This is a genomic window from Enterococcus sp. AMC2644 (assembly GCF_058216475.1).
The window spans coordinates 345,224-370,532 of sequence record NZ_CM177095.1; the positions used below are offsets into that span (position 1 = coordinate 345,224).

Below are 25,309 nucleotides of genomic sequence, written 5' to 3' on the forward strand. Positions count from 1 at the left end.
TTCCTCCTAGTATTTCTCGTGTACAAGATTTCCTTGCACCCAAACCTGTTTAATATTGGCAGGTGTTGCTAAATAAAGTAATTTTTGCAATTGTTCAGACGGATCATTAAATACACCAAAGCCCGATAATGATGCACCTGTTGCGTTCATATCAATCACTTGCAGATCACATGCATAGCCTTTTTCAATGATACCAATTGGCAAGCTTAATGCTTCGCCACCACCTTGAGTAGCTAAAGAGAAAGCTTCAATTACTGAAATACGTGAATCTGGCACGCCACGTGTCTCTTGTTCACGAGTAACATCCACACCATCTTCTAACATTCGTGAAGACATGACTGCTTGTTTGATGTTATCCCACAAACTAGGTGAAAAGCCACCTGATATGTCTGTTCCTAAACCAATTTCGACACCTTGTTCTTTTAAACGTTTAATCGGAATCACACCATTTGCAAAATACGCATTTGAGATTGGGCAATGAGCAACTGCTGTCCCAGTCTCAACAAAAATTGCGCCATCTTTTTCATCCACAAAATTACAATGAGCCATCACTGATTTTTCGGTTAATAAACCAAAATCACGTAAAACTTCCGTATCCGTTTTTCCAAAACGTTCTTTGACATGATCATGTTCCCACTGTCCTTCACTACAATGAGATTGTACATGAACCTGATATTGTTCAGCTAATTTGCCTAAACCAGCTAGCCCCTCATCGGTACAACTTGGCACAAAACGTGGGGTGATAACAGGATAAACCCCTTGTGGAACAGTTTTTGATAATTCTTTAACTGCTACGATGAATTCCTCTGTATCTGCTAATGCTTGCTGTGTTGAAGCATCACGATAAAAATCAGGATTCATATCTGGATGATCCATGACAACCTTTCCTACTAATCCACGCTGACCTTGATTTGCACAAATTTTAGCCAAAGTTAAACTTGCTTCTAAATGGACTGTTGCAAAATACAAAACCGTTGTTGTTCCTCGTGCTAGTAGATTGGCTACCAAATCCTGATAGACAATTTGAGCGAAATCATTCTCTTGATACTTCGCTTCCAAAGGAAATGTACACTCATCTAACCATTTATTTAATGGTTCATCTAGTGCAATTCCCGCTTGTGGCCATTGCGGAGCATGAACATGTAAATCAACAAACCCTGGTAAGAAATATTGTCCCTCTTTTAATTCTACAAATTTTTTACTTGCTCGCGCTTCTTTTAATTTCGTTTGATAGGAATCATCTTTGGTTTGCAATACCTTTTGAATAACCCCTTCTTCGTCCACTTCGATAAGCGCGTCTTCTATAAAATCTAATTGACCATAACTTGGTGTATGGAATGCAGAACCTTTAAAAAACATGATTGTTTGCTCCTTCTTTTTTATTCTTTTTTATTATAAAGGAAAAATGATAATCCACAAGATTCTTACGAAAATTAATCATTTAAAACATCTAATCGTTCGGATTTTACTCGTTTTAAAAAATGGACAAAAAAAAGACGAAGTCGTTAAACTTCGTCTTGTACATTCATATAGAATTAAGCTTTAACAACGTTAGTAGCTTGAGGGCCACGTTGTCCTTCTTCGATATCAAAAGTTACTGCTTGACCTTCTTCTAAAGTTTTGAAGCCGTCTCCTTGGATAGCTGAGAAATGTACGAATACATCGTTACCATTTTCTGCAGTGATAAATCCAAAACCTTTGTCTGCGTTAAACCATTTTACTGTACCTGTTTCCATATTAAAAAATCCTCCTTGTGTATGAACACATATTTTGCAATTACTTGTTAAGGTGAAAATTTGGAAGATGTTTTAAAATGAAACAAGCTACCATATTTACCATTACAAAAACTACATATTCATTATAACACATTCATTATAAAAATATCTACCTTTTTACAGAAGATTTAAAAACTAATAGCGTAAGATGGCTACCAGTTCCTTATCCTCTGGTGCATCTTTTTGATTGAGGACAAACACGTCTCCACCATTGCGAATAGTATCATTTGCTAGCGTATTTAACACTTGTCGCCAATCGTATTCCTCTTCAGGGTTGTCACCATAACCATCAATTAGATTCGAAGTTGAGATAAATAAATGTGAAATGCGTCCTTCAGTGGCAGCTTGACGAATATCTACTAATTGATCGAAAAACTTACGTTCAATCAATGCTTTATAATTTTTCACTTCTTTAGCTGTTAACTCATCAACAAGGACTTGTGTGCCCTTTTCAATATCACTTACAGACAATTGCGCTGGAGACGAAGATACTGCGATTGAAGAATCATAATAAGGATATTTTGCTACTTTTTTAAATGTTGTTTGATTTTCCGGAAGCGCAAACAGGTAGAGTGGTAATTTCTCTGTATTTTCTAGTTCGTCTTTTAAGAAAGAATCGACTGCTTGGTAGTAATTGACCCAATCAATTTCGACCTCTTCATCTTTTGCACTTACACCATGGTAGGCAGCACTCGAATTTCCTTGTGTCCGAAAATTCAAATTACCACCCGTAATTTCTTCACCAAGCGCTTTTTTAATATCCGTGGGGGCTATTTCTGATAAGGATACTTCAGAAAGTTTTTTATTTTCCATACGATATAATTTCATCGAATCACGATTTAAACCTAGTAAATAGTAATTATAATTAAATTGGGCATTTTTAATAATTGCTAATAGATACGGTGTATCACCAACATAATATTGGTCATCTACTGCAATGCTTAAATGATGAACATAGCTTTCTTCGGTTGTTAAAATAATCGCAACACTAGTTGTTGCACTACGCCAAAAGTATCGATCGTTCAATAACGCATCTGCTTTTTCTTGGAATTTTTGCCAATCATGTTCAGAATAACGTTTATTAAATCGTTTTTTTGCTTCTTTAACAAAATTTTTGAATTTCAATTGATCTTTTTCGATGTCTTGATGAGCCACATGCGTATTCAACATGATTGTTACAAATGGTCCCTGCACACCTTTAGAAGTAAGTTGATCCAGTAATTCTTTACCAATTTTCGCCATAATATTCCCTCCTACAAAATTATATCTTACACAAATAGTGTATCACGCCTCAGAGTGCTTTCCAAATAAAACGGTTACAGATTTAGTAAAATCAATTTCAAAAAAAATAAATAAAAGACTTGACTTCCAATTTGCTCTTATGATAAATTAAGAATCGTCTCAAATCGTAATAATTACGATTTACAAACAATAGAACTTATTCGGAAAGCGAGTGAAGAAAGTGAAAAAAGGAAAATTAGGTATGTTGTTAGTCAGCACACTCTTATTAGGGGCTTGTGCAAGCAACACAGCGGATAAAACTAGTCCCGTATCAAAGGAGGAATCATTAGAAATTGTTACTACCTTCTACCCGATGTATGATTTCACCAAAAATATTGTTGGCGCTGAAGCTAATGTTGAATTATTGATGCCTGCTGGAACAGAAGCGCATGATTATGAACCATCTGCCAAAGATATCGCTAATATTCAAAAAGCTGATGCCTTTGTTTATAACAATGAGAACATGGAAATGTGGGTTCCTTCTCTTGAAGAATCGTTAAAAGATGGTGACGTCAACGTCATTAAAGCAACTGAAGGCATGTTGTTGCTACCAGGATTAGCAGATGAACATGGTCACGATCACGGACATGGAGAAGAAAATCATACGCATGAACTCGATCCTCATGTTTGGATATCCCCTCACCGTGCTATTCAAGAAGTTGAAAGCATTCGAGATCAATTGGTTACAGCGTATCCAGACAAAAAAGAAACGTTCACTACAAATGCTGAAAACTATCTAACGAAATTAACTACTCTTGATGAAAGCTATCAAGAAGCATTTGAGCAAGCAAAACAAAAAAGCTTTGTCACACAACACGCAGCTTTTGGTTACTTAGCTTTAGATTATGGTTTGACACAAGTACCAATTGCTGGTCTTTCTCCAGATGAAGAACCTTCCCCTGCTCGTTTAGCAGAACTCAAAGAATTTGTTGACGAACATGGCGTAAAATATATTTACTTTGAAGAAAATGCCAATGATGCCATTGCACGTACGTTAGCCGATGAAGCCAAAGTAGACTTAGAAGTTCTAAATCCACTTGAAGGCTTAACCAAAGAAGCCATCGATAACGGTGAAGACTATATTTCAGTAATGAAACAGAATTTAGTAGCCTTGCGTAAAACAACCGATACAGAAAATCCAAAAGAAGAAACAGCTAAAGCAGAAAAAGAAAAAACTGTTTATAATGGCTATTTTGCGGATAATGATGTTAAAGATCGCCCATTATCTGATTGGAGTGGTAAATGGCAATCTGTTTATCCATTACTTGAAGATGGTTCATTAGATCAAGTCTTTGATTACAAAGCAAAACTGGACCCAAGTCAAACAAAAGCAGAATACAAAGAATATTATACAGTTGGTTACCAAACAGATGTCAAAGAAATAACTATTACCGATGATACTATGGAATTTATTTTCGACGATAACTCGTCTGAAAAAGCAACGTATCGCTATGCTGGAAAAGAGATTTTAAATTATAAAGCTGGAAACCGTGGCGTTCGTTTCTTATTTGAAGCAACAGATCCAGATACGAAAGCATTTAAATATGTTCAATTTAGCGATCATTCAATTTCACCAACAAAAGCCGCTCACTTCCACATTTATTTTGGAAATGATAGTCAAGAAGCTTTGTTAGAAGAAGTAGATAATTGGCCCACTTATTATCCAACTGATTTATCTTCAACTGAAATCGCTCAAGAAATGTTAGCACATTAATATAGGAAGGAAGTTTTATATGGAAAAGCAAGATTTATCAAGTGCCTATCGCCGTCTAAAAAGTCCCAATATTAAGACGCGTAAACGCGCATTAAAAATTATTCATCAATATAAACGAAACAACAAAAAATAAAGGAGTCCTTTTTCATGGCAAAAAAATCAAAAATTGCAAAATACAAGAAGCAACAAGCGCTAGTTGAACAATACGCAGCTTTACGACAAGAGTTAAAAGCCAAAGGTGATTACGAAGCTTTAGCAAAATTACCTAAAGACTCACACCCCAATCGTTTGAAAAATCGGGATGTCATTGACGGACGACCACATGCTTATATGCGTAAATTCGGACTATCAAGAATTAACTTTCGTCAATATGCCCATCTTGGTCAAATTCCTGGCGTAAAAAAAGCTAGTTGGTAAATATGAAAAAACTATTGAAGCAAATGAGAATCAAACCCTTTGATTTACCAATCATCTTCTGTCTAATTCTCTTTTCTTTCATTCCTCTCGCTATTTTTGCTGCCCAACAGCAACCCGAATCCGATACACCTTCTGCCCGTTATGCGATTGTTCGGATTAATGGACAAGAAGTCGATCGCTTTAATTTAGACGAAACACAAGATTTTGAAAAAACATACTATCCTGCAGAAGATCAATACAATATTATTCAAGTAAAAGAAGGACGTATTCGTGTTCGTGAAGACAATAGTCCTGATCAAATTGCAGTTAAAACAAGTTGGATTGCTAAAAATGGTGAAACAAGTATCTGTCTCCCCCACAAATTAGTCATTGAAATTCAACAAGAAGGCGCCAAAGATGTCTTTATCAATTAAAATAGGAAGGGACTTCTTTTTTCAGAAATCCCTTCCTATTTTTTATGCTCTAACTCTTCTGAGCTTTTAGTCAGTCAGCTTTCGAATTATTCTCTTGATACATCACTTTTATCTTCTCTTTATTTACATGTTCTTTCGCTGCAAATAACTTCTCCGTTACAGCTATTAAATTAACGCATAAAGAACTGTTCCCCAAAATAATGCTAAGAAACCTAAGATAAAGCGCCAGACAATATAAGCTTTCATTTGAGTAATTTTCATATAGATTCCTCCTAATACTCTATTATCTTATATCTCAAATGTGTTCTTTTTTATAATAAAGTATAAAAGAAAAGTTAAATTAACGATAAGATATAAATAATAGAAGGAATCATTTATAATAGAAACAAATTATAATTGGAGGGATTTTATGACAAATAGTGCCTTACTCCTAATCGATGTGCAACAAGCGTTCGATGATGCTAAATGGGGACCTCGCAATAATCCTCAAGCTGAAGAAAACATGCAAAAAATTTTAGCATCCTGTCGAAAAAACAATTGGACAATTATTCATGTCCAACATATTTCGCAATCAACAGAATCTGTGTTTTACCAACACGGTTCAGGTTTTCCAATCAAAGAGATTGTCGCGCCACAAGCACATGAAAAAATCATCCACAAAAAGGTGAATAGTGCCTTTATTGGCACAGATTTAGATGATTACCTTAAAGAAAAACAAATTGATGACTTAACGATTGTCGGGTTAACCACACCTCATTGTGTATCTACAACGACTAGAATGAGTGGGAACTTAGGCTATCACACCTACTTAATTTCAGATGCCACAGCAGCATTTGGTATGAACGATCATCAAGGTAATTTTATAGATGCTCAAACAATCCACCATTATTCTCTTGCTACATTGCATGAAGAATTTGCAACAGTGCTTGATACCCAGACTTTACTTAAAAAAATAAAACATTCAACTATTTAAAATGTCAAACTGAAAATATAGATGTGTAGCACCGTACTCTAAAATTCTAATTATTCTTCTATATAAAAAGACCAATACAAAAAATTGAATTTTTGTATTGGTCCCACCTAATCAAACCTATAACAATCGAAAAAAGGATGATGAGTATTTTTTAGTTTTACCACAAAAACATTACATTTAGAAAAAATTTTAATTCCTTTTATAAAATTAACTTCTTAAACCACGTCCGCGTTCAATTAAATACCAACAAACGCCATACAAAACAACAATGAATAAGACTAGAATAGTCATTGAAAAAGCTAAAGGTACATCAATTGTTCCTAAAAAGCCATAACGGAATCCTGAAATCATATAGACAATTGGATTAATTTTAGAAATTGTCTGCCAAATTGGTGGTAACATAGAAATTGCGTAGAACACGCCACCAAGATAAGTCAACGGCTGCAAAACAAAGGTGGGTACAATTGAGACATCATCGAAAGATTTCGCAAAAATCCCATTTAATAAACCTGCTAATGAAAACAACGTTCCTGTCATTAACAAAGTAACAATCACAATCCCCCATGAATAGACATGTAGTGGGACAAAAAATAGTGAAATCAGTGTCACTAATGCACCAACTAAAATACTTCTTCCTAAACCGCCGATGACAAATCCCCAGATAATCACATGCGTCGGTACAGGTGCAACTAATAATTCTTCAATATTTTTTTGAAATTTCTGCGAGAAAAATGAAGAAGCAACATTAGAATAAGAGCTGGTAATGACAGACATCATAATTAACCCCGGGACAATAAACTCCATGTAAGTAAACCCAGCCATATCACCAATACGGCCACCAATTAAATTCCCAAAAATAACAAAATAAAGTGACGTCGTTATAACTGGTGGGACTAACGTTTGGACCCAAATTCGCATATAACGATGCGTTTCTTTCACTGCGAGACTTTTTAAAGCTGTAAAATAAAGACTAAGCATGTTTCTCCCCCACTTGTTGATTTTCTTCAGTAATTTTTAAGAATAGTTCTTCCAAACGATTGGATTTGTTACGCATTGAAAGTACTTTGATTCCCTGTTTTGTTAATTGGTCAAATAAATCGTTGATTCCTTGATTACGTTCAACTTCTACCGCAAGTGTGGTTTCATCTTCAAAAGAATACTTATAACCAATAATTTCTGGCGATTTCTCAAACGGTGCTAAATCAAATAAAAAAGTTTCAAACTGTAATTTTGATAATAAAGATTTCATACTCGTATTTTCAATTAGACGTCCTGCTTGAATAATACCAATATTTCGACATAACATCTCTGCTTCTTCCAAGTAATGAGTAGTCAAAATAATCGTTGTCCCTTTCTCATTTAATTCCCTTAAAAAATGCCACATTTCACGACGTAACTCAATATCAACACCTGCAGTCGGTTCATCTAAAATCAGCAATTTCGGTTCATGCATCATAGCACGAGCAATCATCAAGCGGCGTTTCATCCCTCCCGATAACATACCTGCACGCTCATTACGTTTCCCCCATAAATCAGACTGTTTCAAATATTTTTCACTACGTTGGAAAGCTTCTTTACGTGGCACGCCGTAATATCCTGCTTGATTCACAACAATCTGTTGAACTGTTTCAAAGGGATTAAAATTAAACTCCTGTGGTACCAGACCAATTTGTTGTTTTGCTCGAACTAAGTCTGTATCTAGATCATAGTCGAAGATTTTCACTTGTCCTGACGTTTTATTGACAAGCGAAGTAATAATACCAATTGTCGTTGATTTACCAGCGCCATTGGGTCCTAATAGTGCATAAAAATCGCCTTCTTCAACTGTCAGATCTATCCCACGTAACGCTTCTACACCAGTTGCATAGACTTTTTTTAGTGCTTTAATTTCTAATGCATAACTCATTCAATCATGTTCTCCTTTGGGTATAATTTGCCATACTATCATAACACGTTTTATTTCTAACGCTAAAATGATTGCTTGCCAAATAAAAACTACTCACTGAAATTTTAGTGAGTAGTTATTCATCCGTATCAAAATTTACACCTCGAGGTCCTACATTAGTTGAGAAAACGATGTGAGTTTTTGTATCACCAAAAGCTTGTAATTCATTAATAAATCCATCCAATTCGATTGTGTTTTGAAAAAAAACTTTCAATAACATTGAAAAATCTCCCGTAATACAGTCGCATTCCACTACATTGGGAATCTCTTCAATATACTGATAAAAATCATGTTTGATTTTTGCATTCACTGCACATTGGATATACGCTTTAATGGAAAAGTTTAATTTTTGATAGTCAACAATTGTCTGGTAGGATTTAATAATCCCTTGATGTTCCAGGTTTTGTAATCTTGTTGAAACTGAAGGAGAAGAAATAAAACATTCTTCGGCAATTTGTTTAACCGTGACACGCGCATTTTTTTGCAAAATGTTGAGTATTTTGACGTCTAGCATATCCATAGTAATCTCCTCCAAATTCTTTCGTTACTCTATTTTAACGAGTGGAAGAGTTCAATGCAACTACTAATCGTTTTCCATGTTATGTTTTATCACATATTATATTCGTTTTTGCCAAAATAAATAGACACCACCTGCTAAAACACCGCACAATGTACAAAAAAGATACATCGTTGAAAAGCCTGCAAACGTTGCAATTACGCCCCAAACCATCGCTCCTCCACCATATGCTACATCCAAAGACAATAAAAAAATGGCAGTTGCTTTGCCTCTTTGTTGCTCAGAGACACTTTGCAAGACAATTGTGTTCATAATCGGCATTAAATTTGCATAACCAATCCCATATAAGATGGCTGATAGCAACAATTCCACTAGACCATTCGAAAATGCTATCAAACCAAATGCAGCTGTTATTAATAAAATACTGCTGTTAATTAAAAATTTTTGATTGATTTTTTCTAATAAAACTGGAAAACAAAGTCTCACTAAGACCGTCACAATAGACATTACTGTAAAGTAATAGCCCGCACCAGAAATATGACGTTCTACTGCGAATTGGGCGATAAAAGCAACTACCCCAGATTGTGCTAAAAAAATTAAAAACATAATGATACTAGGAATGACAACTTCAGGTTTCTTCAATAACCCAACATCTAGATTATTTGTTTTCTTGGCGGTAGTAACTAAACTCTCATTGACAAATAAACTCAAGAAAAACGCCAGAGCAGTTAAGATTAATGCAATTCGAAAAAGTACATCAAAACCATAATTTCCAACAACCGTCAAACCAATTAAAGGGCCAATCGCACTAGGTATCGATTGGGCAATACTGAAATACCCTAGCCCTTTTGACAATTTATCTTTGGGAATTAAATCAGCGGTCATCGTTGCTGCAGCAGTCGCTTGAATACTATTTCCAATCCCTTGTACTAAGCGTAATAAAAACAATGAAAGTAACGTCTGTAAAAAATTCAAGAGTGTAAAATCAACCAACAAAATAAATAAACCTGTGATTAGCAGAATACGCCGACCATATTTATCTAGGAGCAAGCCAATCGGAAAACGGACACACAAGGCGGAAATCCCTAAAATTCCGACAACCCCTCCTGATACAGCGCTTGATCCTCCTAACTCAGATACCAACAGCGGTAACGTGCCCATCTGGGTAGTAATAGCGGTCATTGCAAACATAGTAATTAGCATTAACAAAATAAAATCTTTTGTCCATAACCGGACCTTTTCTTGAGAATATTCCATCGCTAAACTCCTTTACGCTGTTCTAAAGTTAATTTGCGATAAAAATTTCTTGGTTCGCTCTTCTTTTGAATGTTGAAAGACCTCTTCTGGAGTTCCAGCTTCAACAACTACACCATCTGCCATAAAAACAACTTTATCAGCTACTTCATAAGCAAACTGCATTTCATGCGTCACAATAATCATTGTTTGACCAGTATCAGCTAACTGACGCATAACTTTTAAGACGTCACCAACTAATTCTGGATCCAAGGCAGAGGTCGGTTCATCAAATAATAACAATTCTGGACTCAAGGCCATTGCTCGTGCAATTCCAACTCGCTGTTGCTGTCCACCAGACAGTTGAACAGGGTACATTCCTGCTTTATCTGATAACCCTACTTTTTCCAACATATCTAATGCAATTTTTTGTGCTTCTTTTTTTGAATAATGGCGAGGAGTCACCAGGCCTTCCATCACGTTTTGCAATACTGTCATATGTTGAAACAATTCATATGATTGAAAAACCATCGCTGTTTTCAAAGCAATTTCACGGCGTTGTTTGCTGCCAATTCGATGCAATAAATAACTTTCAGAGCCTAAAACATAACTTCCAGAATCTGGACGTTCTAGTAAATTTAAACATCGCAAGAAAGTTGTCTTTCCTGAGCCACTTGGTCCAATAATGCAAATCACTTCTCCATGATGAATAGTCATATTGACATCTTTTAAAATTTCATTTTTTCCGAATTGTTTTTTCAATCCTTGAATTTGAGCTTGAACCATCGCAATCCCTACTTTCTAAATTTAAACTGAAATTTTATTCATAGACTCTCCTTTCAATAAAATTTCTTTCGCATTATTTAATGCCGTCTCTGTAATTTCTTTTACTGCTAATTCTGTATGAAAAGCAACATGAGGAGTCAAAAAGACATTGGGGAACTGACTTAACTTTTTATAAAATGGGTTTTTCGTCCAATCATCATTAAAATATTGTTCTTCATTTTCAATCGCATCTAAAGCAACGCCCCCTGCATTTCCTGAGGCTAGCCATTCAATCATAGCGTTTGTCTCAATAATTTTGCCACGAGCAGTATTAACTAAACAGGCATTAGGTCTCATCATTGCAAATACTTCTTCTGAAAATTGATACAAAGAACGTTCGCTCAAGGGAATATGGATCGATAAAACATCTGATTGTTTTACTAATTCTTCAAAAGAAACATACTTCGCAATTCCCTTAAGCCGAGGATTTTGACGGGAACTGGAGGCTAACACATTTCCACCTAACGCATCAATTCCTTCTGCTACCACGCAACCAATTCGTCCCGTTCCTAATACGCCAACTGTTACATCTTGTAGCTCTCGACCAATAATATTTTTTCTTTTTGCTTTTTCATTCATGTGGGTTGGTACATTTCGCAGCAATAACATGATAGACATAATCGCAAAGTGACCGACCGATGTCGGACTATAACCTGGGACATTTGTAACGGTTAAATTGTATTTATTTGCCCACTCAAAATTTACACCATCAACTCCAGTCGATTTAATAGATAATTGACGAATGCCATAATCGCTCAAACGTTTATAGATTGTTTCATTTTGTCGCATTTCAACACTTGGATAAAGACAAACTCCATCATAATTTTTAACAAGCGCAACATTTTCACTAGAAATCCCTTCCGAAACCATTTGAACAGGAATTTGATTAACAAACGACCATTTTTGGATAAATGGTCGTTCATCTTCACTTACATTATAAAAAATTAATTTCATTGTCTTCCTCCTCAACTAGCACGATCTATTGCTTTCAATTCTGCTTTTTCCATAGCTTTTCCTAGTCGTGCAATTCCAGCTTTAATTTCTTCAATCGTTGGTTTAGTAAAGTTTAATCGAATATAATGATCATATCCTCTACCATTCACACTCATAACGTTCCCTGGAATGACAACAACTCGATCCTCTTCTAAGAATTGATAGAATTTCTCCATATCAATAGATTCATTTAATTTACAGCAAATAAAATATCCACCGGTTGGCTTGATATAGCTAATTTTATCTTGGGGTAAACAAGCTAAAGCTGTTATCATCGTTGTTAAATTTTCTTTGTACAATGCTTTTAAAAAGGTAACGTGTGCTTCAAAGTTATAATGTTGCATAAATTCTGCCAGCATGACTTGCCAATAAAAATTGCTATGCGAATCAGATACTTGTTTTGCTAAAATCATTTTTTCTAATAACTCATCGGGCGCCATCACAAAACCTAAACGGGTACTTGGCGCTAATATTTTAGAAAATGATCCGGCATAAATAACTATCCCTTCCGTATCCATTTCTTTAATTTTGGGAATCGGATCCCCTTCGTATAATAAATCACCATAAGGATCATCTTCAAAAATTACTAAATCATATTTTTTTGCAAGTTGATAGATAGCTTGACGTTTTTCTAATGGAATCGATGTCCCTAATGGATTTTGAAAGGTCGGAATCAAATACAACATCTTAATTCGATGATGAATATCCATTTTTAACATTTCTTCTAATGCAGCTAAATCGAGTGATTCTTCTTCTATGTTCATCGGAACAGCTTTGGGAATAGCACCATAACCCTTAATGGCATTCACCGCTCCAGAAAAAGTCATTTCTTCGCATAAAACAATATCCCCTTCGTTACACAAAACTTTCACTGCAACATCCATCGCTTGAGTAGAACCAGAAACAACCATTACTTCTTCTTCATTTTTAATAGAGTTAATTGTTTCCAAACGTTCTTTAATTAATTGACGCAACAGTGGGTAGCCTTCTGTTGCTCCATACTGTAAAAGTAGTTGTGGATCTACTTCGGTATAAATTTTTTGGGAAATTTCCTGCAACGTCGTCATTGGGAAAGCTTCAGTCGGTGGAAAACCATAAGCAAAAGAAATGACTTCTGACTCTTCCATATTTTTCTTAGCATTTTCTCTTAAAGGGGATGTCTGCATCCCTGACATTCGATTCGCAAAACGATACTTCATATATTTTTTCCTCCTACCCAACTAATTGACTTGTAAAACGAGCTAGAAAATTTTTGGTTCGCTCTTCTTTTGTTTGTTCAAATACTTCTTTTGGCGTTCCCTGTTCAATAATGTGACCATTTTCCATAAAAATTACTTTATCAGCTACATCATAAGCAAATTGCATCTCATGAGTAACCAATACCATTGTCGCTCCTGTTTTGGCAATTTCTTGCATTAAATGCAACGTCTGCCCTACTAATTCTGGATCCAAAGCCGAAGTTGGTTCATCAAATAAAATAATTTCTGGATTTAAAGCCAGCGCTCGTGCAATCCCTATTCGTTGTTGTTGTCCGCCTGACATCTGACTAGGGTAGAAATCTGCTCGATCGCCCAACCCCACTTGCTCTAAGAGGTCCAAAGCTATTTTATTGGCTTCCTCTGCCGTTTGTTTCTGTGCTAGCATTAACGGTAAAGCAATATTATCTTTAGCTGTTTTATTCAAAAACAGCGCATAATTTTGGAAAACCATTGCCGTTTTACGTTGATGCTGTAAAATTTCTTTTTTAGTTGCCGTCTCAATATTCGTTTCAACCCCACTTAATGTCAGCTTTCCTTGATCTGCATACTCTAAAAAATTTAAACATCGTAAGAAAGTCGTTTTTCCTGAACCGCTTGGGCCTAATAACACAACTACTTCTCCTTTTTTAACATCCATATTAATTCCTTTTAGTACTTCATTTGTACCAAAACGTTTATGAATATTTCGTACCTTCATCGTAATCATGTTGTCGACCTCCTTAATTTACGTGTCATGCGTTTTTCTAAAAAGCCCGTTCCTTTTTCAATGATGAAACTCATTCCCCAATAGACAATTGCTACTGCAATATAAGCTTCTAAAAACCGGTAATTTTGTTGAGCGGTAATTTTTGCTGCGGCAAAAACATCTACTACACTTACCATTGAGCCTAACGCCGATGCTTTAATCAGATTGATTAGCAAGTTACTAAACATTGGCAAAGATACTGGGATTGCTTGGGGAAGCAACACGCGTTGAATCGTTTGAAATGGAGATAAACCAATTGAATGCGCTGCATCAAGTTGTCCTTTTTTTATAGAAGCAAATGCCCCCCGAAAGATTTCACTACTGTTGATTGTCGATAAAATACTCAATGCAACAATCGCAATCCAAATCATATGAAAATTTTTAAAACGCAGCGACCAGCCCATCGTTTCTGCCCATACATCAAATTGTTTTGACGCAATTAAATAGATACTTAAGATAATCAATACGATTGGAACACCTTTTAAAAGGGTAATCAGTGTTTGTAAAATAGGCGACAGTACTTTTATTTTATACAGCCTGATTAAAGCAATCCCCAAACCTAATACCATACCAATCATTAAAGAGATGATTGCCATAAATAAAGTTGTACCAATGTATTGACTTGCTACTTGTAGTGAACGAATCATCGTGCTAAAGTCAAAACTCATAATCCTCACCTCGCTTATTTAGGAACATAATCTCCTTTTAGATATTGTTCAGAAAGTTCTTTCATAGTTCCGTCATCAATCAATTCCTGTAATCCTGTATTTACAGCATCGATTAATTTTTCATCCGTTTTCTTATTGAAAAGTAGAAAAGCATTTGAATTATGCACTGGTTCACTTCCTCTTTCTAGAGAAGTATTAAATGAGGTATTCCAATTATCTAATTGATACTGTGGACTTAGAGTTGCATCAACTGCTCCTGAAGTTAATGCTTGAACAATTTGTTCGTTATTGTACTCACCATAGACCAATTCAAATGCGTCGGGATGTTCCGATAAATAATTTTCTGCCATTACTGCTTGGTTAGTTGCTGTGGTTACATAAACTTTCTTACCTGATAAATCATCGAATGTGTTATAGACCGGTCCATTTTCTGGATCAAAAATAATATATGTGTCCCATACAGAGTAACCTACATCTCCATAGATAAATTTTTCTTTTCGTTCGTCATTGACTTCGTATTCATAAGCAGCAATATCAACTTTTTTACTTTCTAAATTAGATAAAGTTGTTGGAAAATCGGCACCTTCCAAGACAAACGTATAATCAGGTAATTTTTCATCAACTGCTTTTAAAATAGCCACATCATAACCGTCTAATTCACCATTTTCATTTAAATAGGCAAAAGGGAGTGCATCATTACCTGTTCCAACTTTAATTTCCGTTCCTTTTTCTTCACTTGTGGCTGAATTATTGCCACATGCTCCTAATATAAAAAGTGTTGCTACTACAGTTCCACTAGTGACCCATTTTGATTTTTTCATCTTTTTTCCTCCCTTAAATCAATTCCGTTTTTTTTCGTTTAAATAAAAGTAATTTTGGTAACTGAATCTTTATTATCTTCTTTTGTTCAAAGCTCATATTACGTTCCAATAAAGCAAAGACACGTTCTAGAATCATACTTAGTGCAATAAAAATAATTGCGGCCCCCACGTACCCTTCTAATGTGTGGAAAGTAACAGCACCAATTGCCCGAGCTTTTCCGACTACATCTATTACACCAATTGTAAATGCGAGTGAAGTATCTTGTAATAAAGCAATTGTTGTCGTACCAAACGCAGGCAAAGCTACTCGAACGACTTGAGGAAAAATGACTCGTGTATACATTTGATATTTAGTAAGTCCACAAGCAATGCTTGCCTCTTTTTGTGTGGCTGGTACACTTAAAATTGCGGCTCGAATTGTTTCAGATTGAAAAGCTGCTGTATTTAATCCGTACGTAATATAAATAAAAATAATTTTATTCCAAGAACTCACATCAATTTGAATGAGTTGCAGCAACATTGGTACACCGTAATAAACAACATACAGCTGAACAAGAATCGGCGTGCCTCGAATAAACGAAACAAAGATTGCGCCTATTTGACTAAAAACTGGAATATTTTCAATACGTAAAAACGCAATGATACCTCCAAAAAGCAATCCTACTAATGTCGCAATTCCCACAATCATTAGCGTGACTGGTAGTGCACTGAGAATATTTGGGAAATATTCGACTACCAAGTTCCAACTAAAAAAGCTCGTCATGTTTTTTCCTCCTTTTGTTCATATTTATCTGAATATTCTGAACATAAGAATACAATACAGAGCTATTGACTAAATAACAATAGCTCATGATCTTTTCCTTTAACCATTTCGTAAATGACAGATTTTACCAAATAATCTAAAAAATAAAACGGATTCATACTTATTTTATAAATTAGAGCAAAATAAATAATAAACGAATAATCGACCATTTTTTCGTTAAACATTTGCCAATTATTCGTTTATTATTTAAATATAATCAAATTATTTTTTTATTATACGTAATTTTCGCAAATCGTTGCATGCTAGACATTGATTAAAATTAAGCAGCAATCCAAACATTCTTTCTAATTGTTACTTTTGGTATAACAACCACTACTACATCCAGGGATGTCTATCACATGATTTGAGGTACAGACGCCCCTTCGACTGGTTAGAGTGTCAAGCGACTCTATTTCATACCACCCATAATTTTTGTCTTTGTTCTTCTAAATTCTTCTTCGCTCCTCACTCATCCAACTAGATACAAGCAATTTTAAATTTCTTCCTAGAGAAAAAATTTGCAAGTGCTTCTCTTCTATATTAATGTCAAGTTATCTATAAACTTTCTGAGGTGATACAAATGCAAATAAATCGACTCTTTCAAATTGTCTATCTACTTTTAAATAAAGAAACAACCACAGCAAAAGAATTGGCGGCAGAGTTTGAAGTCTCTCTTCGAACCATCTATCGTGATATTGAGGTACTTTCTACTGCAGGAATTCCTATTTATACCAAGCAAGGTAAAGGTGGCGGTATTTTTTTATTAGATAACTATGTATTAAATAAATCTTTACTTTCGGAACAAGAACAAAATGAAATTTTATTTGCTTTACAAAGTCTAGCTATTACACAGCATAGCGAAACTGATAAGCTTCTCTCCAAAGTAAGTAGGCTATTTAATAAAAGTAATACCAATTGGATTGAAGTCGACTTATCATCTTGGGGAAGTAATTTGAGTAACAAAAATGAATTCACTACAATAAAAAATGCGATTTTAGACCGCCATGTCATTCAACTAACTTATTTTAATAATTCTGGTGAGAAAAGTATTCGAAAGATTGAACCGTTAAAACTTATTTTTAAAGTAAACGCCTGGTATCTTCAAGCATTTTGTCGGACTAAAAATGATTATCGAACCTTTAAACTCTCACGTATATCCACTATTATAGTGACAAAAGAAGTTTTCCCACTCCCTCAAAAGCAAGTCTCCTTTGATACAAAAGCTGTCGTTGATCAGAACTGGCTGACGGTTCAATTAAAAATTATGCCAGAAGGTCGCTATCGTGTTTTTGATGAATTCAAAGAACAAGAAATCACACAAAATCCCGATGATTCTTTTACTGTTTGTACTCGTTTACCAGAATCTGAATGGACTATTCAACATCTCTTTTCTTTTGGCAGTACGCTTGAAGTCCTTGCTCCTCAAAAATTACGTAACCAAATGGAAAATAAATTAAAAGAAATGATTAAACGTTATAAAAATTCTACTATAACTTGACAGACAGTTGTCTAGTTATTATTGCTATACTCTTCAATAGATATAAAAATACAAAACTAGGAGGAACCCTAATGAATTTACCCTCAATAATCACTACCTATTTTCAAGCATCCAATACGTTTGATAATCGTTTGCTTTTTACATGTTTTACCGAAGATGCGCTGCTTTTCGATGAAGGAAAGACCTATCAGGGACCTAATGCCATCGAAAAGCATATCGTTGAAGCTAGCAATAAGTTATACGTTCAAACAAAGATCCTCTCTTTTGCGAATCAAGATAAACAAATCGTTGTGACGGCAACTATATCGGGAAATTTTGATGGTAGTCCACTTAATTTAGACTACTACTTTTCTTTGCAAGACAATAAAATCAGTAAATTAACCATTGTTCCATCAACTAATTAGGAGTGACAACTATGGCTGAAAGATTAAAAGATATTTATTCTACAAATTTTTTACTAAGTTTCGGAAATAAGGTTGCACATGTCTACCCCGATTTTAAAAGCGATGAATTCATTGATGCCGTATTGGATAATACTTGGAACGATTTATCTGTAAGGGCCCGTGCAAAACATATTGCCACACAGCTAGGCCGCTTCCTCCCACCCATATATGAACAAGCTTTAGAGATATTATTTAAACTGACAGATACTTGTCATGGTTTTGCCTATCTTTTCTTTCCAGACTTTGTCACAATCTATGGGCAAGATAAAGCCGATTGGGAACTTTCGATGCGTGCGCTTGAAACATTCACCTCGTCTTCGTCTTCAGAGTTTGCTATTCGACCATTTTTATTACGTGACTCCAAACGAGCGATGGCACAGCTAACGGACTGGGCCACCCATACAAATGAACATATTCGTCGATTAGCAAGTGAAGGTTGTCGTCCAAGATTACCTTGGGCAGAAGCCTTACCGATGTTCAAAGATAATCCTGAACCAGTGCTTATGCTTTTAGAATTACTCAAAGATGACCCATCACTGTATGTACGTAAAAGTGTTGCTAATAATCTAAATGATATTTCAAAAGATCATCCAGCAATCGTCTTACAACTTGCAGCTGACTGGTTAGGTAGCAGTGAAAATACTGATTGGATTATTCGTCATGCTTGTCGCACATTAATCAAAGAAACACATCCAAAAGCAATGCAATTATTTGGCTACACAGTAAATGAAGGAGCCATTAGTAGTGCCAACATTTCAACGACAATAAAAAAGCTATCGATTGGGGACAATTGTGACATTCAATATACCGTACGTATTCAAGCAGAACAAGCAACACAAATCCGTCTTGAATATGGAATCGATTTTGTCAAAGCAAACGGTAAAACAAGTCGTAAAAAATTCCTTTTATCCGATAAAACTATTATTAGCGAAAACACTTTCGTAGGAATTCGGACGCACAAATGGGCAAATTTGACCACTCGTCGTCATTATCCAGGAAAACATTCGATTGTTCTTTTAGTGAATGGTCTTGAAGTTGCAAGGACTGAGATTGAATTGCAATGAGGTTATCCTAAAATCATTCCATCATTGACACTTTCAAACTTTATATGATAGAATACCGGTGAGATTGTTACCGCTTTAATTTTTGTGGGCTATACTCTAATTTATTTCAATATATTGAAACATAGGAGCCTCTTCATTATGGTTATTAAAAAAATAATTAATAATAACATTGTCGTTTCATTGAACAACGCACATAATGAAATAATTGTTATGGGAAAAGGCTTAGGATTCAAAAGAAGTGTTGGCGATACGATTGATGAAAGTTTAATAGAAAAAACTTATGTTATTACCAAAGAATGGAATGTTAATAAACTGACACAAATGTTATTAGATATTCCTCTTGAACATATTCAAGTCGCTAACGAAATTATTAGCTTTGCAAGAGTTTCTTTAGGTAAGAAACTCAGTGATAATTTATTTTTGACTTTAACTGATCATATCCATTATGCAATTGAACGGAAAAAAGAAGGCATCATGTTAAAAAATGCTCTTTTATGGGAAATCAAACGATTTTATAACCATGAATTTTTAATCGGGAAAGAAGCACTCAATATCATCCGGAATCGTTTAAATGTTGATTTACCAGAAGATGAAGCTGGATTTATTGCTCTTCATATTGTAAATGCAAATTTAGATATGAAAGAAGTTAGCCAAGTGAGTGAAATGGCTGAAATTATTCAAAATATTCTTAATATCGTTAAGTATCATTTCAAAATCGAAATTGATGAATATTCTTTAAATTACGAACGCTTTGTGACCCATTTGAAATTTTTCATCCAACGTTTATTTAGTGATACTCGTTTGAATGATTTAGAGACAGTACAACTTATGCTAAAAATTAAAGATCAATATACTAATGAATACGCCTGTGCTCTCAAAATAAGCAATTATGTTCAGAGTGTGTTTAACCGTGAGTTAGAAGAAGATGAATTGATTTATTTAACAATTCATATTAAACGAATAATAACTACCGATTAGGATTGTTACCATTATATTATGGGCTAGACCTAAATATCTCTTATAGGGATGTTTAGGTCTTTTTATTTATTTAAAATATTAGGAGGAATAAAAGTGAACTATCAAGAAATAGCAGAGAAAGTCATTGATGGCATTGGAGGAACAAACAATGTCAATAGTCTAACGCATTGTGCCACTCGCTTACGCTTCAATTTAAAAGACGATAGCAAAGCAAATAAAAATATATTAGAAAAGACACCAGGTGTAATGGGCGTAACAATAGGTGGTGGTCAATACCAAGTAATTATTGGGAGCGAAGTTCGTCATGTCTATAATGAAATAAATAAACATCTAACAGCTGAAACTAATTCAACCAATGAAAAAGTTGAAGGACAGAAGAAAAATATTGGAACTCGTTTCTTAGAGACAATTTCTAGTATTTTCACGCCTATTTTACCAGCCATTACAGCAGCCGGAATGATAAAAGCAGTTTTAGCTTTAGTGGTCGCATTCAAATGGGTAGATAATACTTCACAAACATATCAAATTATCAATTTTATGGCAGATGCAGGCTTTTATTTCTTACCTATTCTGTTAGCAAACTCAGCTGCTAAAAAATTCAATTGTAATCCATATCTAGCTATGATGGTCGGTGGAATCTTACTTCATCCAAATTTTGTAATGATGGTTAATACTGCCAAAGAATCAGGTGAAGCAATCAAATTAGGATTCCTACCTATTTATAATGCAACATACGGATCATCCGTAGTACCAATTATTTTAGCAGTTTGGTTTATGTCTTACATGGAAAAATTTGCTGATAAATATTCTCCAAAAATGATTAAATTCTTTACTGTTCCTTTAATCGCTATTTTAGTAACAGGAGTTATCTCATTAGTTGTATTGGGTCCGATTGGTTTCCATATTGGTAATGGAATTGCTGAAGGTATCTTATTCTTGGACACACATGTAGGTTGGTTAGTTCCTATGATTATTGGCGCCTTCTTCCCACTATTAGTATTAACAGGAACACACTATGGAATTATCCCCATTGGCGCCAACAATATTATGTCAGTTGGTTATGATGCCATGATTGGACCAGGAAATTTGGCTTCAAATATTGCTCAAGGTGGTGCTGCACTAGCAGTTGGTTTGAAGTCAAAAGATCCTGTCGTAAAGGAATTAGGTATTTCTTCAGGAATTACCGGTGTCTGTGGAATCACTGAACCCGCCTTATTTGGTATCAATATGCGTTTTAAAACGCCTTTATACGCTGCCATGATTGGTGGTGGTGTTGGTGGACTCTTCATTGGATTTATGGGAGTAAAACGTTTTGCTTCTGGATCTCCAGGTTTAATGACCTTACCTGTTTATATTGGCGAAGATGGTTTTAGCAATTTAATCTATGCATGTATTGGTGCTGCTATTGCTTTTGGTGTTGCATTTGTTGTTTCCTATATCTTATATAAAGAAAAACCAGCAGAAACTGTTGAATTAGATACACTAGAGCCCACTGCTGACAGTGCAAAAGATTCAGAGGTGATTTCATTCTTTTCACCAGTAGATGGTCAAGAAATAGCCCTATCAAAAGTAAGTGATGCTGCTTTTGCAAGTGAGGCAATGGGAAAAGGAATAGCTATTATCCCTTCTAATGGAACATTCGTCTCACCAATCAATGGAACTGTCGAAATGGTTTTTGAAACAAAACATGCGATTGGTTTACGTTCAGACGAAGGTTTGGAAATATTGATTCATATTGGTTTAGATACTGTTAAATTAGCAGGAAAACCTTTTGAAACATTTGTAAAAAATGGGGATCGTGTGCAAGTTGGAACTCCCTTAGTTCAAGCAGATTTAAATGTAATTAAAGCGGAAGGTCTTGAAACAACTACCCCTATCATTTTTACGAACTATACTGAGTTTTCTAAACTGAATATATTAAATAAAACACAAGTTATAAGTGGTGATTTATTAGTGGAGGTAGAAAAATAATGACAAAAAATCTAGAATTTCCAGAAGGCTTTTTATGGGGCGGAGCTACGGCTGCAAATCAATACGAAGGTGGTTATAGCCAAGATGGAAAAGGTAAAGCGATTGTTGACGTCTTACCTGCTGGGAAAAATCGAAGAGCAGTCATGCTTGGTCATCTAGATTACAAAGATTTAGAGAAAGAAACCATCTATCCAGGTAGAGAAGCTGTCGATTTTTATAATCACTGGGAAGAAGATATTAATCATATGATTGAGATGGGATTTAAATCCTACCGTTTTTCTATTTCTTGGAGTCGTATTTTCCCTACTGGTATTGAAAAAGAACCGAACGAGACTGGCCTAGTTTTCTATGAAAAAGTCATTGATAAACTAGTTGCCAACAATATTGAACCAGTTGTTACTATTTGTCATTTTGATATACCACTATATTTAGTAGAAACTTATGGTTCATGGAGAAGTCGAAAAGTCATCGATGCTTATTTACACTATAGTGAAACTTTATTTAAACGTTTTAAAGGAAAAGTAAAATATTGGATTACTTTCAATGAAATTAATATGCTTTTCCATTTGCCTTTCATGGGTGCAGGAATTGTTTTCCAAGAAGGTGAAAATGAAGAAGCGGTGAAATATCAAGTCGCACATAACGAACTTGTTGCATCTGCTCTGGCGACTAAATTAGCTCATGAAATTGATGAAAATAATCAAGTAGGTTGTATGCTAGCCGCTGGACAATATTATCCTTATTCTAGTCATCCCGATGATATTTTTGATGCTATGGATAAAAATCGCAATATCTTTTTCTTTAGTGATATTCAAGTACGTGGTCACTACCCAAATTATGCTAAGAAAAAATTAGAACAATTTGGAATTCAATTACAAATGGAACCTGCCGATGAAGAAATTCTTCAAAAATATCCTGTAGACTTTATTTCTTTTAGCTACTATTCTTCTCGCCTAACGAGCGCTGACACATCAGTAGGTGAAGTAACTGCGGGCAATGTCATTCATTCTCTTCGAAACGAACACTTAGAAGTCAGTGAATGGGGATGGCAAATTGATCCAAAGGGGCTACGAATAACCTTAAATGCCTTATATGAACGTTATGAAAAACCTTTATTTGTTGTGGAAAATGGTTTAGGAGCAAAAGACGAACTGATTAATGATACCGTAGAAGATGATTATCGCATTGATTATCTAAATAAACACATGAAAGCAATGCGTGACGCAATTTTAATCGATGGTGTAGATTTAATTGGTTATACTTCTTGGGGGTGCATTGACTTAATCAGTGCTTCTACTGGCGAAATGAGTAAACGCTATGGGTATGTTTATGTAGATAAAGATGATACTGGACAAGGGACTCTAAACCGTTATCCTAAAAAATCATATTACTGGTATAAAGACATCATTGCTTCAAATGGTGCTAATTTAGAATAATCTAAAAGACCTCTTGGATTCATTTTATAGATCCAAAAGGTCTTTTATTATTATTAACGATGCTTATCTTGAGCTTCTTTTGTTCGTGCGGTCTCTAAATGGGTCACATAGTCGAATTCGTCAGTGTACGTTTTCATGCGTTCCTCAATCGTGACCCACCATTCTTGTCCTTGGGGAATCTCGTATTTCGCGTAGTCCGCATAAGGAACAACTTCATACATTTTTTCATTTTCAGTACCAAGAATAAATACAGGCATAAATTTAGGATTCGTCACAACAACTTCCCCATCTTCTTGGCGTTTAAAAGTGACCTCAGTAATCCCACCTTGTTTGTTATCAATATTAACTTGCCCTGTTAAGAAACTAGCTTGAGAATAAATGGCAAAGGTCTCTTTTCCATTGTACCAATCCATCGGTTGTAAAACGTGTGGATGACCACCTAATATTAACTTCACGCCTGCTTCACTTAACATTTCAAAAACAAAGCGTTGATTATCATCAGGTAATGTTTCATATTCTTGCCCTAATTGGAGTGTAACCACAACAGCATCCACTTGGTCTTTTAATTTTGTTACATCATCCACCATTTTTTCAACATCTACTAGACTAATTGTATATTCTTTACCAGGATCTGTTGGAATGCCATTGGTGCCATAAGAATACGTTAGAAAACCAAGCTTAATCCCATTCTCATCAATAATCCGAGGTGTCTGTTGATCCTTTTCACTTCGATAACTTCCTACGTACATCAAACCTGCTTCACGAATGTGATCAATTGAGGTTAGGGCTCCTTCACTGAACCAATCTAATGTGTGGTTAGTACCATTGCTAACAATATCCACACCAATATTTTTTACATTGTTTAACAGTGAACTAGGGGCATTAAATTGAGGATAGCCCGAAATAGGTAATTCTGGATAAGCTGTAATCACTTCTAAATTAGCAATTGTTGCATCCGCATATTGAGTAAATGGAGCGATTTGTGCAAACATAGGTGAAAAATCATATTGAGTTTGTTCTGTCTTACTTGATGTTCTTTCATTTCCAGTAGCTAAATCATCGACAGCAACGCCCTCAGCTTGCAATGACTCCATTGCTGATTGGTATAAAGGATTACTAATATCAGCCATATAAGAAACCGTCTCATGAATTAATAAATCTCCCACTGAACGTAATACAAATTCTCCTTCTTTGCCTGGCGTCGCATCTCCCTTTTCTTTCTCACTTAACCCTAATAGTGGTTCAGTCAAAGGGGGCATTTCTTTTGCTTTTTTCTTTTTAACAGCCTCCGCTTTTTGAGTGATATTCGTTGCTTCTGTTTGCTTTGTGTGTCTGACAACCATAACAGTAGTCACTATACAGGATAGAGCTAATGCTATTAGCAACCCAATAACTGTGATAATTTTCTGCTGTCTTCGTGATGTCCTATTCATGCTTACACCTCATCTTCGTTTAAACTTCTCTCTATGTAGTACATTGTAACAGAAAACGTTTTCTGATTGTTTAGATATTTTCTGTTCTAAATAAACTTCCATACA

26 protein-coding genes are annotated in these 25,309 nt (G+C 35.1%); 11 read left to right on the top strand and 15 right to left on the bottom strand.

What is annotated here, in order from left to right:
* Positions 1–6: 6 nt before the first annotated feature.
* The 3 genes from guaD to AC4BC5_RS01660 all read right to left on the bottom strand — a co-directional run bounded on the left by guaD (position 7) and on the right by AC4BC5_RS01660 (position 3,017).
* Positions 7–1,359 carry a guanine deaminase gene (gene guaD / locus AC4BC5_RS01650; RefSeq protein WP_490496449.1) on the bottom strand — a complete coding sequence of 451 codons (1,353 nt, stop codon included), beginning with the start codon at positions 1,357–1,359 and terminating at the stop codon, positions 7–9.
* Between the two features lie 176 nt (positions 1,360–1,535).
* Positions 1,536–1,736: a cold-shock protein gene (locus AC4BC5_RS01655; protein WP_016174721.1), complete on the bottom strand. Its 201-nt coding sequence runs from the start codon at positions 1,734–1,736 to the stop codon at positions 1,536–1,538.
* A gap of 174 nt (positions 1,737–1,910) precedes the next feature.
* Positions 1,911–3,017 carry a baeRF6 domain-containing protein gene (locus AC4BC5_RS01660; protein WP_490496450.1) on the bottom strand — a complete coding sequence of 369 codons (1,107 nt, stop codon included), beginning with the start codon at positions 3,015–3,017 and terminating at the stop codon, positions 1,911–1,913.
* Positions 3,018–3,237: 220 nt separating this feature from the next.
* Here AC4BC5_RS01660 and AC4BC5_RS01665 point away from each other — a divergent pair, with 220 nt between their 5' ends.
* The 5 genes from AC4BC5_RS01665 (at position 3,238) to AC4BC5_RS01685 (ending at position 6,573) form a co-directional block, all read left to right on the top strand.
* A complete protein-coding gene (locus AC4BC5_RS01665; protein WP_490496451.1) occupies positions 3,238–4,770 on the top strand; it encodes a zinc ABC transporter substrate-binding protein AdcA in 1,533 nt (510 codons plus the stop codon).
* A 19-nt stretch (positions 4,771–4,789) separates the two neighbouring features.
* Positions 4,790–4,903 carry a putative metal homeostasis protein gene (locus tag AC4BC5_RS01670; protein WP_016174717.1) on the top strand — a complete coding sequence of 38 codons (114 nt, stop codon included), beginning with the start codon at positions 4,790–4,792 and terminating at the stop codon, positions 4,901–4,903.
* A gap of 14 nt (positions 4,904–4,917) precedes the next feature.
* Positions 4,918–5,187 (top strand): 30S ribosomal protein S14, encoded by a 270-nt coding sequence (rpsN, locus tag AC4BC5_RS01675; protein WP_490496452.1) that lies wholly within the window; start codon positions 4,918–4,920, stop codon positions 5,185–5,187.
* A 2-nt stretch (positions 5,188–5,189) separates the two neighbouring features.
* Positions 5,190–5,600, top strand: a complete 411-nt coding sequence (locus tag AC4BC5_RS01680) for a NusG domain II-containing protein (RefSeq protein ID WP_490496453.1) — start codon at positions 5,190–5,192, stop codon at positions 5,598–5,600.
* 409 nt (positions 5,601–6,009) lie between these two features.
* The gene (locus AC4BC5_RS01685; protein WP_490496454.1) at positions 6,010–6,573 is read left to right on the top strand and encodes a cysteine hydrolase family protein; all 564 of its coding nucleotides are present in this window, start codon (positions 6,010–6,012) and stop codon (positions 6,571–6,573) included.
* Positions 6,574–6,780: 207 nt separating this feature from the next.
* Here AC4BC5_RS01685 and AC4BC5_RS01690 read toward each other — a convergent pair whose 3' ends face one another.
* From AC4BC5_RS01690 to AC4BC5_RS01740, 11 genes are all read right to left on the bottom strand, one after another.
* Positions 6,781–7,551, bottom strand: a complete 771-nt coding sequence (locus tag AC4BC5_RS01690) for an ABC transporter permease (RefSeq protein WP_490496455.1) — start codon at positions 7,549–7,551, stop codon at positions 6,781–6,783.
* Positions 7,544–8,479 (bottom strand): ABC transporter ATP-binding protein, encoded by a 936-nt coding sequence (locus AC4BC5_RS01695; RefSeq protein ID WP_490496456.1) that lies wholly within the window; start codon positions 8,477–8,479, stop codon positions 7,544–7,546. The genes AC4BC5_RS01690 and AC4BC5_RS01695 overlap by 8 nt, the downstream gene beginning before the upstream one ends.
* Before the next feature lie 115 nt (positions 8,480–8,594).
* On the bottom strand, positions 8,595–9,038 hold the full coding sequence (locus AC4BC5_RS01700; RefSeq protein WP_490496457.1) for an Lrp/AsnC family transcriptional regulator: 444 nt from the start codon (positions 9,036–9,038) through the stop codon (positions 8,595–8,597).
* Between the two features lie 96 nt (positions 9,039–9,134).
* Complete coding sequence (locus AC4BC5_RS01705) at positions 9,135–10,292, bottom strand: MFS transporter (RefSeq protein WP_490496458.1); 1,158 nt, start codon at positions 10,290–10,292, stop codon at positions 9,135–9,137.
* Positions 10,293–10,304: 12 nt separating this feature from the next.
* The gene (locus AC4BC5_RS01710) at positions 10,305–11,054 is read right to left on the bottom strand and encodes an amino acid ABC transporter ATP-binding protein (RefSeq protein WP_490496459.1); all 750 of its coding nucleotides are present in this window, start codon (positions 11,052–11,054) and stop codon (positions 10,305–10,307) included.
* Between the two features lie 21 nt (positions 11,055–11,075).
* Entirely contained in the window at positions 11,076–12,047 is a 972-nt protein-coding gene (locus AC4BC5_RS01715; RefSeq protein WP_490496460.1) for an NAD(P)-dependent oxidoreductase, read from the bottom strand.
* 11 nt (positions 12,048–12,058) lie between these two features.
* Complete coding sequence (locus AC4BC5_RS01720; RefSeq protein ID WP_490496462.1) at positions 12,059–13,285, bottom strand: aminotransferase-like domain-containing protein; 1,227 nt, start codon at positions 13,283–13,285, stop codon at positions 12,059–12,061.
* A gap of 13 nt (positions 13,286–13,298) precedes the next feature.
* Entirely contained in the window at positions 13,299–14,051 is a 753-nt protein-coding gene (locus AC4BC5_RS01725) for an amino acid ABC transporter ATP-binding protein (protein ID WP_490496463.1), read from the bottom strand.
* A complete protein-coding gene (locus AC4BC5_RS01730) occupies positions 14,048–14,758 on the bottom strand; it encodes an amino acid ABC transporter permease (protein WP_490496464.1) in 711 nt (236 codons plus the stop codon). Before AC4BC5_RS01730 ends, AC4BC5_RS01725 begins: the two co-directional genes overlap by 4 nt.
* A 14-nt stretch (positions 14,759–14,772) precedes the next feature.
* A complete protein-coding gene (locus tag AC4BC5_RS01735) occupies positions 14,773–15,579 on the bottom strand; it encodes a transporter substrate-binding domain-containing protein (protein ID WP_490496465.1) in 807 nt (268 codons plus the stop codon).
* A 13-nt stretch (positions 15,580–15,592) separates the two neighbouring features.
* Entirely contained in the window at positions 15,593–16,342 is a 750-nt protein-coding gene (locus AC4BC5_RS01740; protein ID WP_490496466.1) for an amino acid ABC transporter permease, read from the bottom strand.
* 619 nt (positions 16,343–16,961) lie between these two features.
* Between AC4BC5_RS01740 and AC4BC5_RS01745 the strand changes: the two genes are divergently transcribed.
* The 6 genes from AC4BC5_RS01745 to AC4BC5_RS01770 all read left to right on the top strand — a co-directional run bounded on the left by AC4BC5_RS01745 (position 16,962) and on the right by AC4BC5_RS01770 (position 23,771).
* On the top strand, positions 16,962–17,879 hold the full coding sequence (locus AC4BC5_RS01745; RefSeq protein WP_490496467.1) for a helix-turn-helix transcriptional regulator: 918 nt from the start codon (positions 16,962–16,964) through the stop codon (positions 17,877–17,879).
* A 71-nt stretch (positions 17,880–17,950) separates the two neighbouring features.
* The gene (locus AC4BC5_RS01750; RefSeq protein ID WP_490496468.1) at positions 17,951–18,283 is read left to right on the top strand and encodes a nuclear transport factor 2 family protein; all 333 of its coding nucleotides are present in this window, start codon (positions 17,951–17,953) and stop codon (positions 18,281–18,283) included.
* An 11-nt stretch (positions 18,284–18,294) separates the two neighbouring features.
* The gene (locus AC4BC5_RS01755; protein WP_490496469.1) at positions 18,295–19,386 is read left to right on the top strand and encodes a DNA alkylation repair protein; all 1,092 of its coding nucleotides are present in this window, start codon (positions 18,295–18,297) and stop codon (positions 19,384–19,386) included.
* A 138-nt stretch (positions 19,387–19,524) separates the two neighbouring features.
* Entirely contained in the window at positions 19,525–20,364 is an 840-nt protein-coding gene (gene licT, locus AC4BC5_RS01760; RefSeq protein WP_490496470.1) for a BglG family transcription antiterminator LicT, read from the top strand.
* 93 nt (positions 20,365–20,457) lie between these two features.
* Positions 20,458–22,335 carry a beta-glucoside-specific PTS transporter subunit IIABC gene (locus tag AC4BC5_RS01765; protein ID WP_490496471.1) on the top strand — a complete coding sequence of 626 codons (1,878 nt, stop codon included), beginning with the start codon at positions 20,458–20,460 and terminating at the stop codon, positions 22,333–22,335.
* Positions 22,335–23,771, top strand: coding sequence for a 6-phospho-beta-glucosidase (locus tag AC4BC5_RS01770; protein ID WP_490496472.1), 1,437 nt, complete (start codon positions 22,335–22,337; stop codon positions 23,769–23,771). The genes AC4BC5_RS01765 and AC4BC5_RS01770 overlap by 1 nt, the downstream gene beginning before the upstream one ends.
* Before the next feature lie 53 nt (positions 23,772–23,824).
* On the opposite strand, the gene AC4BC5_RS01775 is transcribed toward AC4BC5_RS01770, so the two are convergent.
* Positions 23,825–25,204: a CapA family protein gene (locus tag AC4BC5_RS01775; protein WP_490496473.1), complete on the bottom strand. Its 1,380-nt coding sequence runs from the start codon at positions 25,202–25,204 to the stop codon at positions 23,825–23,827.
* Between the last annotated feature and the right edge of the window lie 105 nt (positions 25,205–25,309).

Coding starts and splice junctions, on each gene's coding strand:
- AC4BC5_RS01690 (WP_490496455.1), bottom strand. CDS start 7,551: ATGCTTAGTCTTTATTTTACAGCTTTAAAAAGTCTCGCAGTGAAAGAA.
- guaD (WP_490496449.1), bottom strand. CDS start 1,359: ATGTTTTTTAAAGGTTCTGCATTCCATACACCAAGTTATGGTCAATTA.
- AC4BC5_RS01775 (WP_490496473.1), bottom strand. CDS start 25,204: ATGAATAGGACATCACGAAGACAGCAGAAAATTATCACAGTTATTGGG.
- AC4BC5_RS01700 (WP_490496457.1), bottom strand. CDS start 9,038: ATGGATATGCTAGACGTCAAAATACTCAACATTTTGCAAAAAAATGCG.
- AC4BC5_RS01770 (WP_490496472.1), top strand. CDS start 22,335: ATGACAAAAAATCTAGAATTTCCAGAAGGCTTTTTATGGGGCGGAGCT.
- AC4BC5_RS01735 (WP_490496465.1), bottom strand. CDS start 15,579: ATGAAAAAATCAAAATGGGTCACTAGTGGAACTGTAGTAGCAACACTT.
- AC4BC5_RS01695 (WP_490496456.1), bottom strand. CDS start 8,479: ATGAGTTATGCATTAGAAATTAAAGCACTAAAAAAAGTCTATGCAACT.
- AC4BC5_RS01710 (WP_490496459.1), bottom strand. CDS start 11,054: ATGGTTCAAGCTCAAATTCAAGGATTGAAAAAACAATTCGGAAAAAAT.
- AC4BC5_RS01720 (WP_490496462.1), bottom strand. CDS start 13,285: ATGAAGTATCGTTTTGCGAATCGAATGTCAGGGATGCAGACATCCCCT.
- AC4BC5_RS01750 (WP_490496468.1), top strand. CDS start 17,951: ATGAATTTACCCTCAATAATCACTACCTATTTTCAAGCATCCAATACG.
- AC4BC5_RS01715 (WP_490496460.1), bottom strand. CDS start 12,047: ATGAAATTAATTTTTTATAATGTAAGTGAAGATGAACGACCATTTATC.
- AC4BC5_RS01755 (WP_490496469.1), top strand. CDS start 18,295: ATGGCTGAAAGATTAAAAGATATTTATTCTACAAATTTTTTACTAAGT.
- AC4BC5_RS01685 (WP_490496454.1), top strand. CDS start 6,010: ATGACAAATAGTGCCTTACTCCTAATCGATGTGCAACAAGCGTTCGAT.
- AC4BC5_RS01660 (WP_490496450.1), bottom strand. CDS start 3,017: ATGGCGAAAATTGGTAAAGAATTACTGGATCAACTTACTTCTAAAGGT.
- AC4BC5_RS01670 (WP_016174717.1), top strand. CDS start 4,790: ATGGAAAAGCAAGATTTATCAAGTGCCTATCGCCGTCTAAAAAGTCCC.
- AC4BC5_RS01725 (WP_490496463.1), bottom strand. CDS start 14,051: ATGATTACGATGAAGGTACGAAATATTCATAAACGTTTTGGTACAAAT.
- rpsN (WP_490496452.1), top strand. CDS start 4,918: ATGGCAAAAAAATCAAAAATTGCAAAATACAAGAAGCAACAAGCGCTA.
- AC4BC5_RS01655 (WP_016174721.1), bottom strand. CDS start 1,736: ATGGAAACAGGTACAGTAAAATGGTTTAACGCAGACAAAGGTTTTGGA.
- AC4BC5_RS01705 (WP_490496458.1), bottom strand. CDS start 10,292: ATGGAATATTCTCAAGAAAAGGTCCGGTTATGGACAAAAGATTTTATT.
- licT (WP_490496470.1), top strand. CDS start 19,525: ATGGTTATTAAAAAAATAATTAATAATAACATTGTCGTTTCATTGAAC.
- AC4BC5_RS01740 (WP_490496466.1), bottom strand. CDS start 16,342: ATGACGAGCTTTTTTAGTTGGAACTTGGTAGTCGAATATTTCCCAAAT.
- AC4BC5_RS01680 (WP_490496453.1), top strand. CDS start 5,190: ATGAAAAAACTATTGAAGCAAATGAGAATCAAACCCTTTGATTTACCA.
- AC4BC5_RS01730 (WP_490496464.1), bottom strand. CDS start 14,758: ATGAGTTTTGACTTTAGCACGATGATTCGTTCACTACAAGTAGCAAGT.
- AC4BC5_RS01745 (WP_490496467.1), top strand. CDS start 16,962: ATGCAAATAAATCGACTCTTTCAAATTGTCTATCTACTTTTAAATAAA.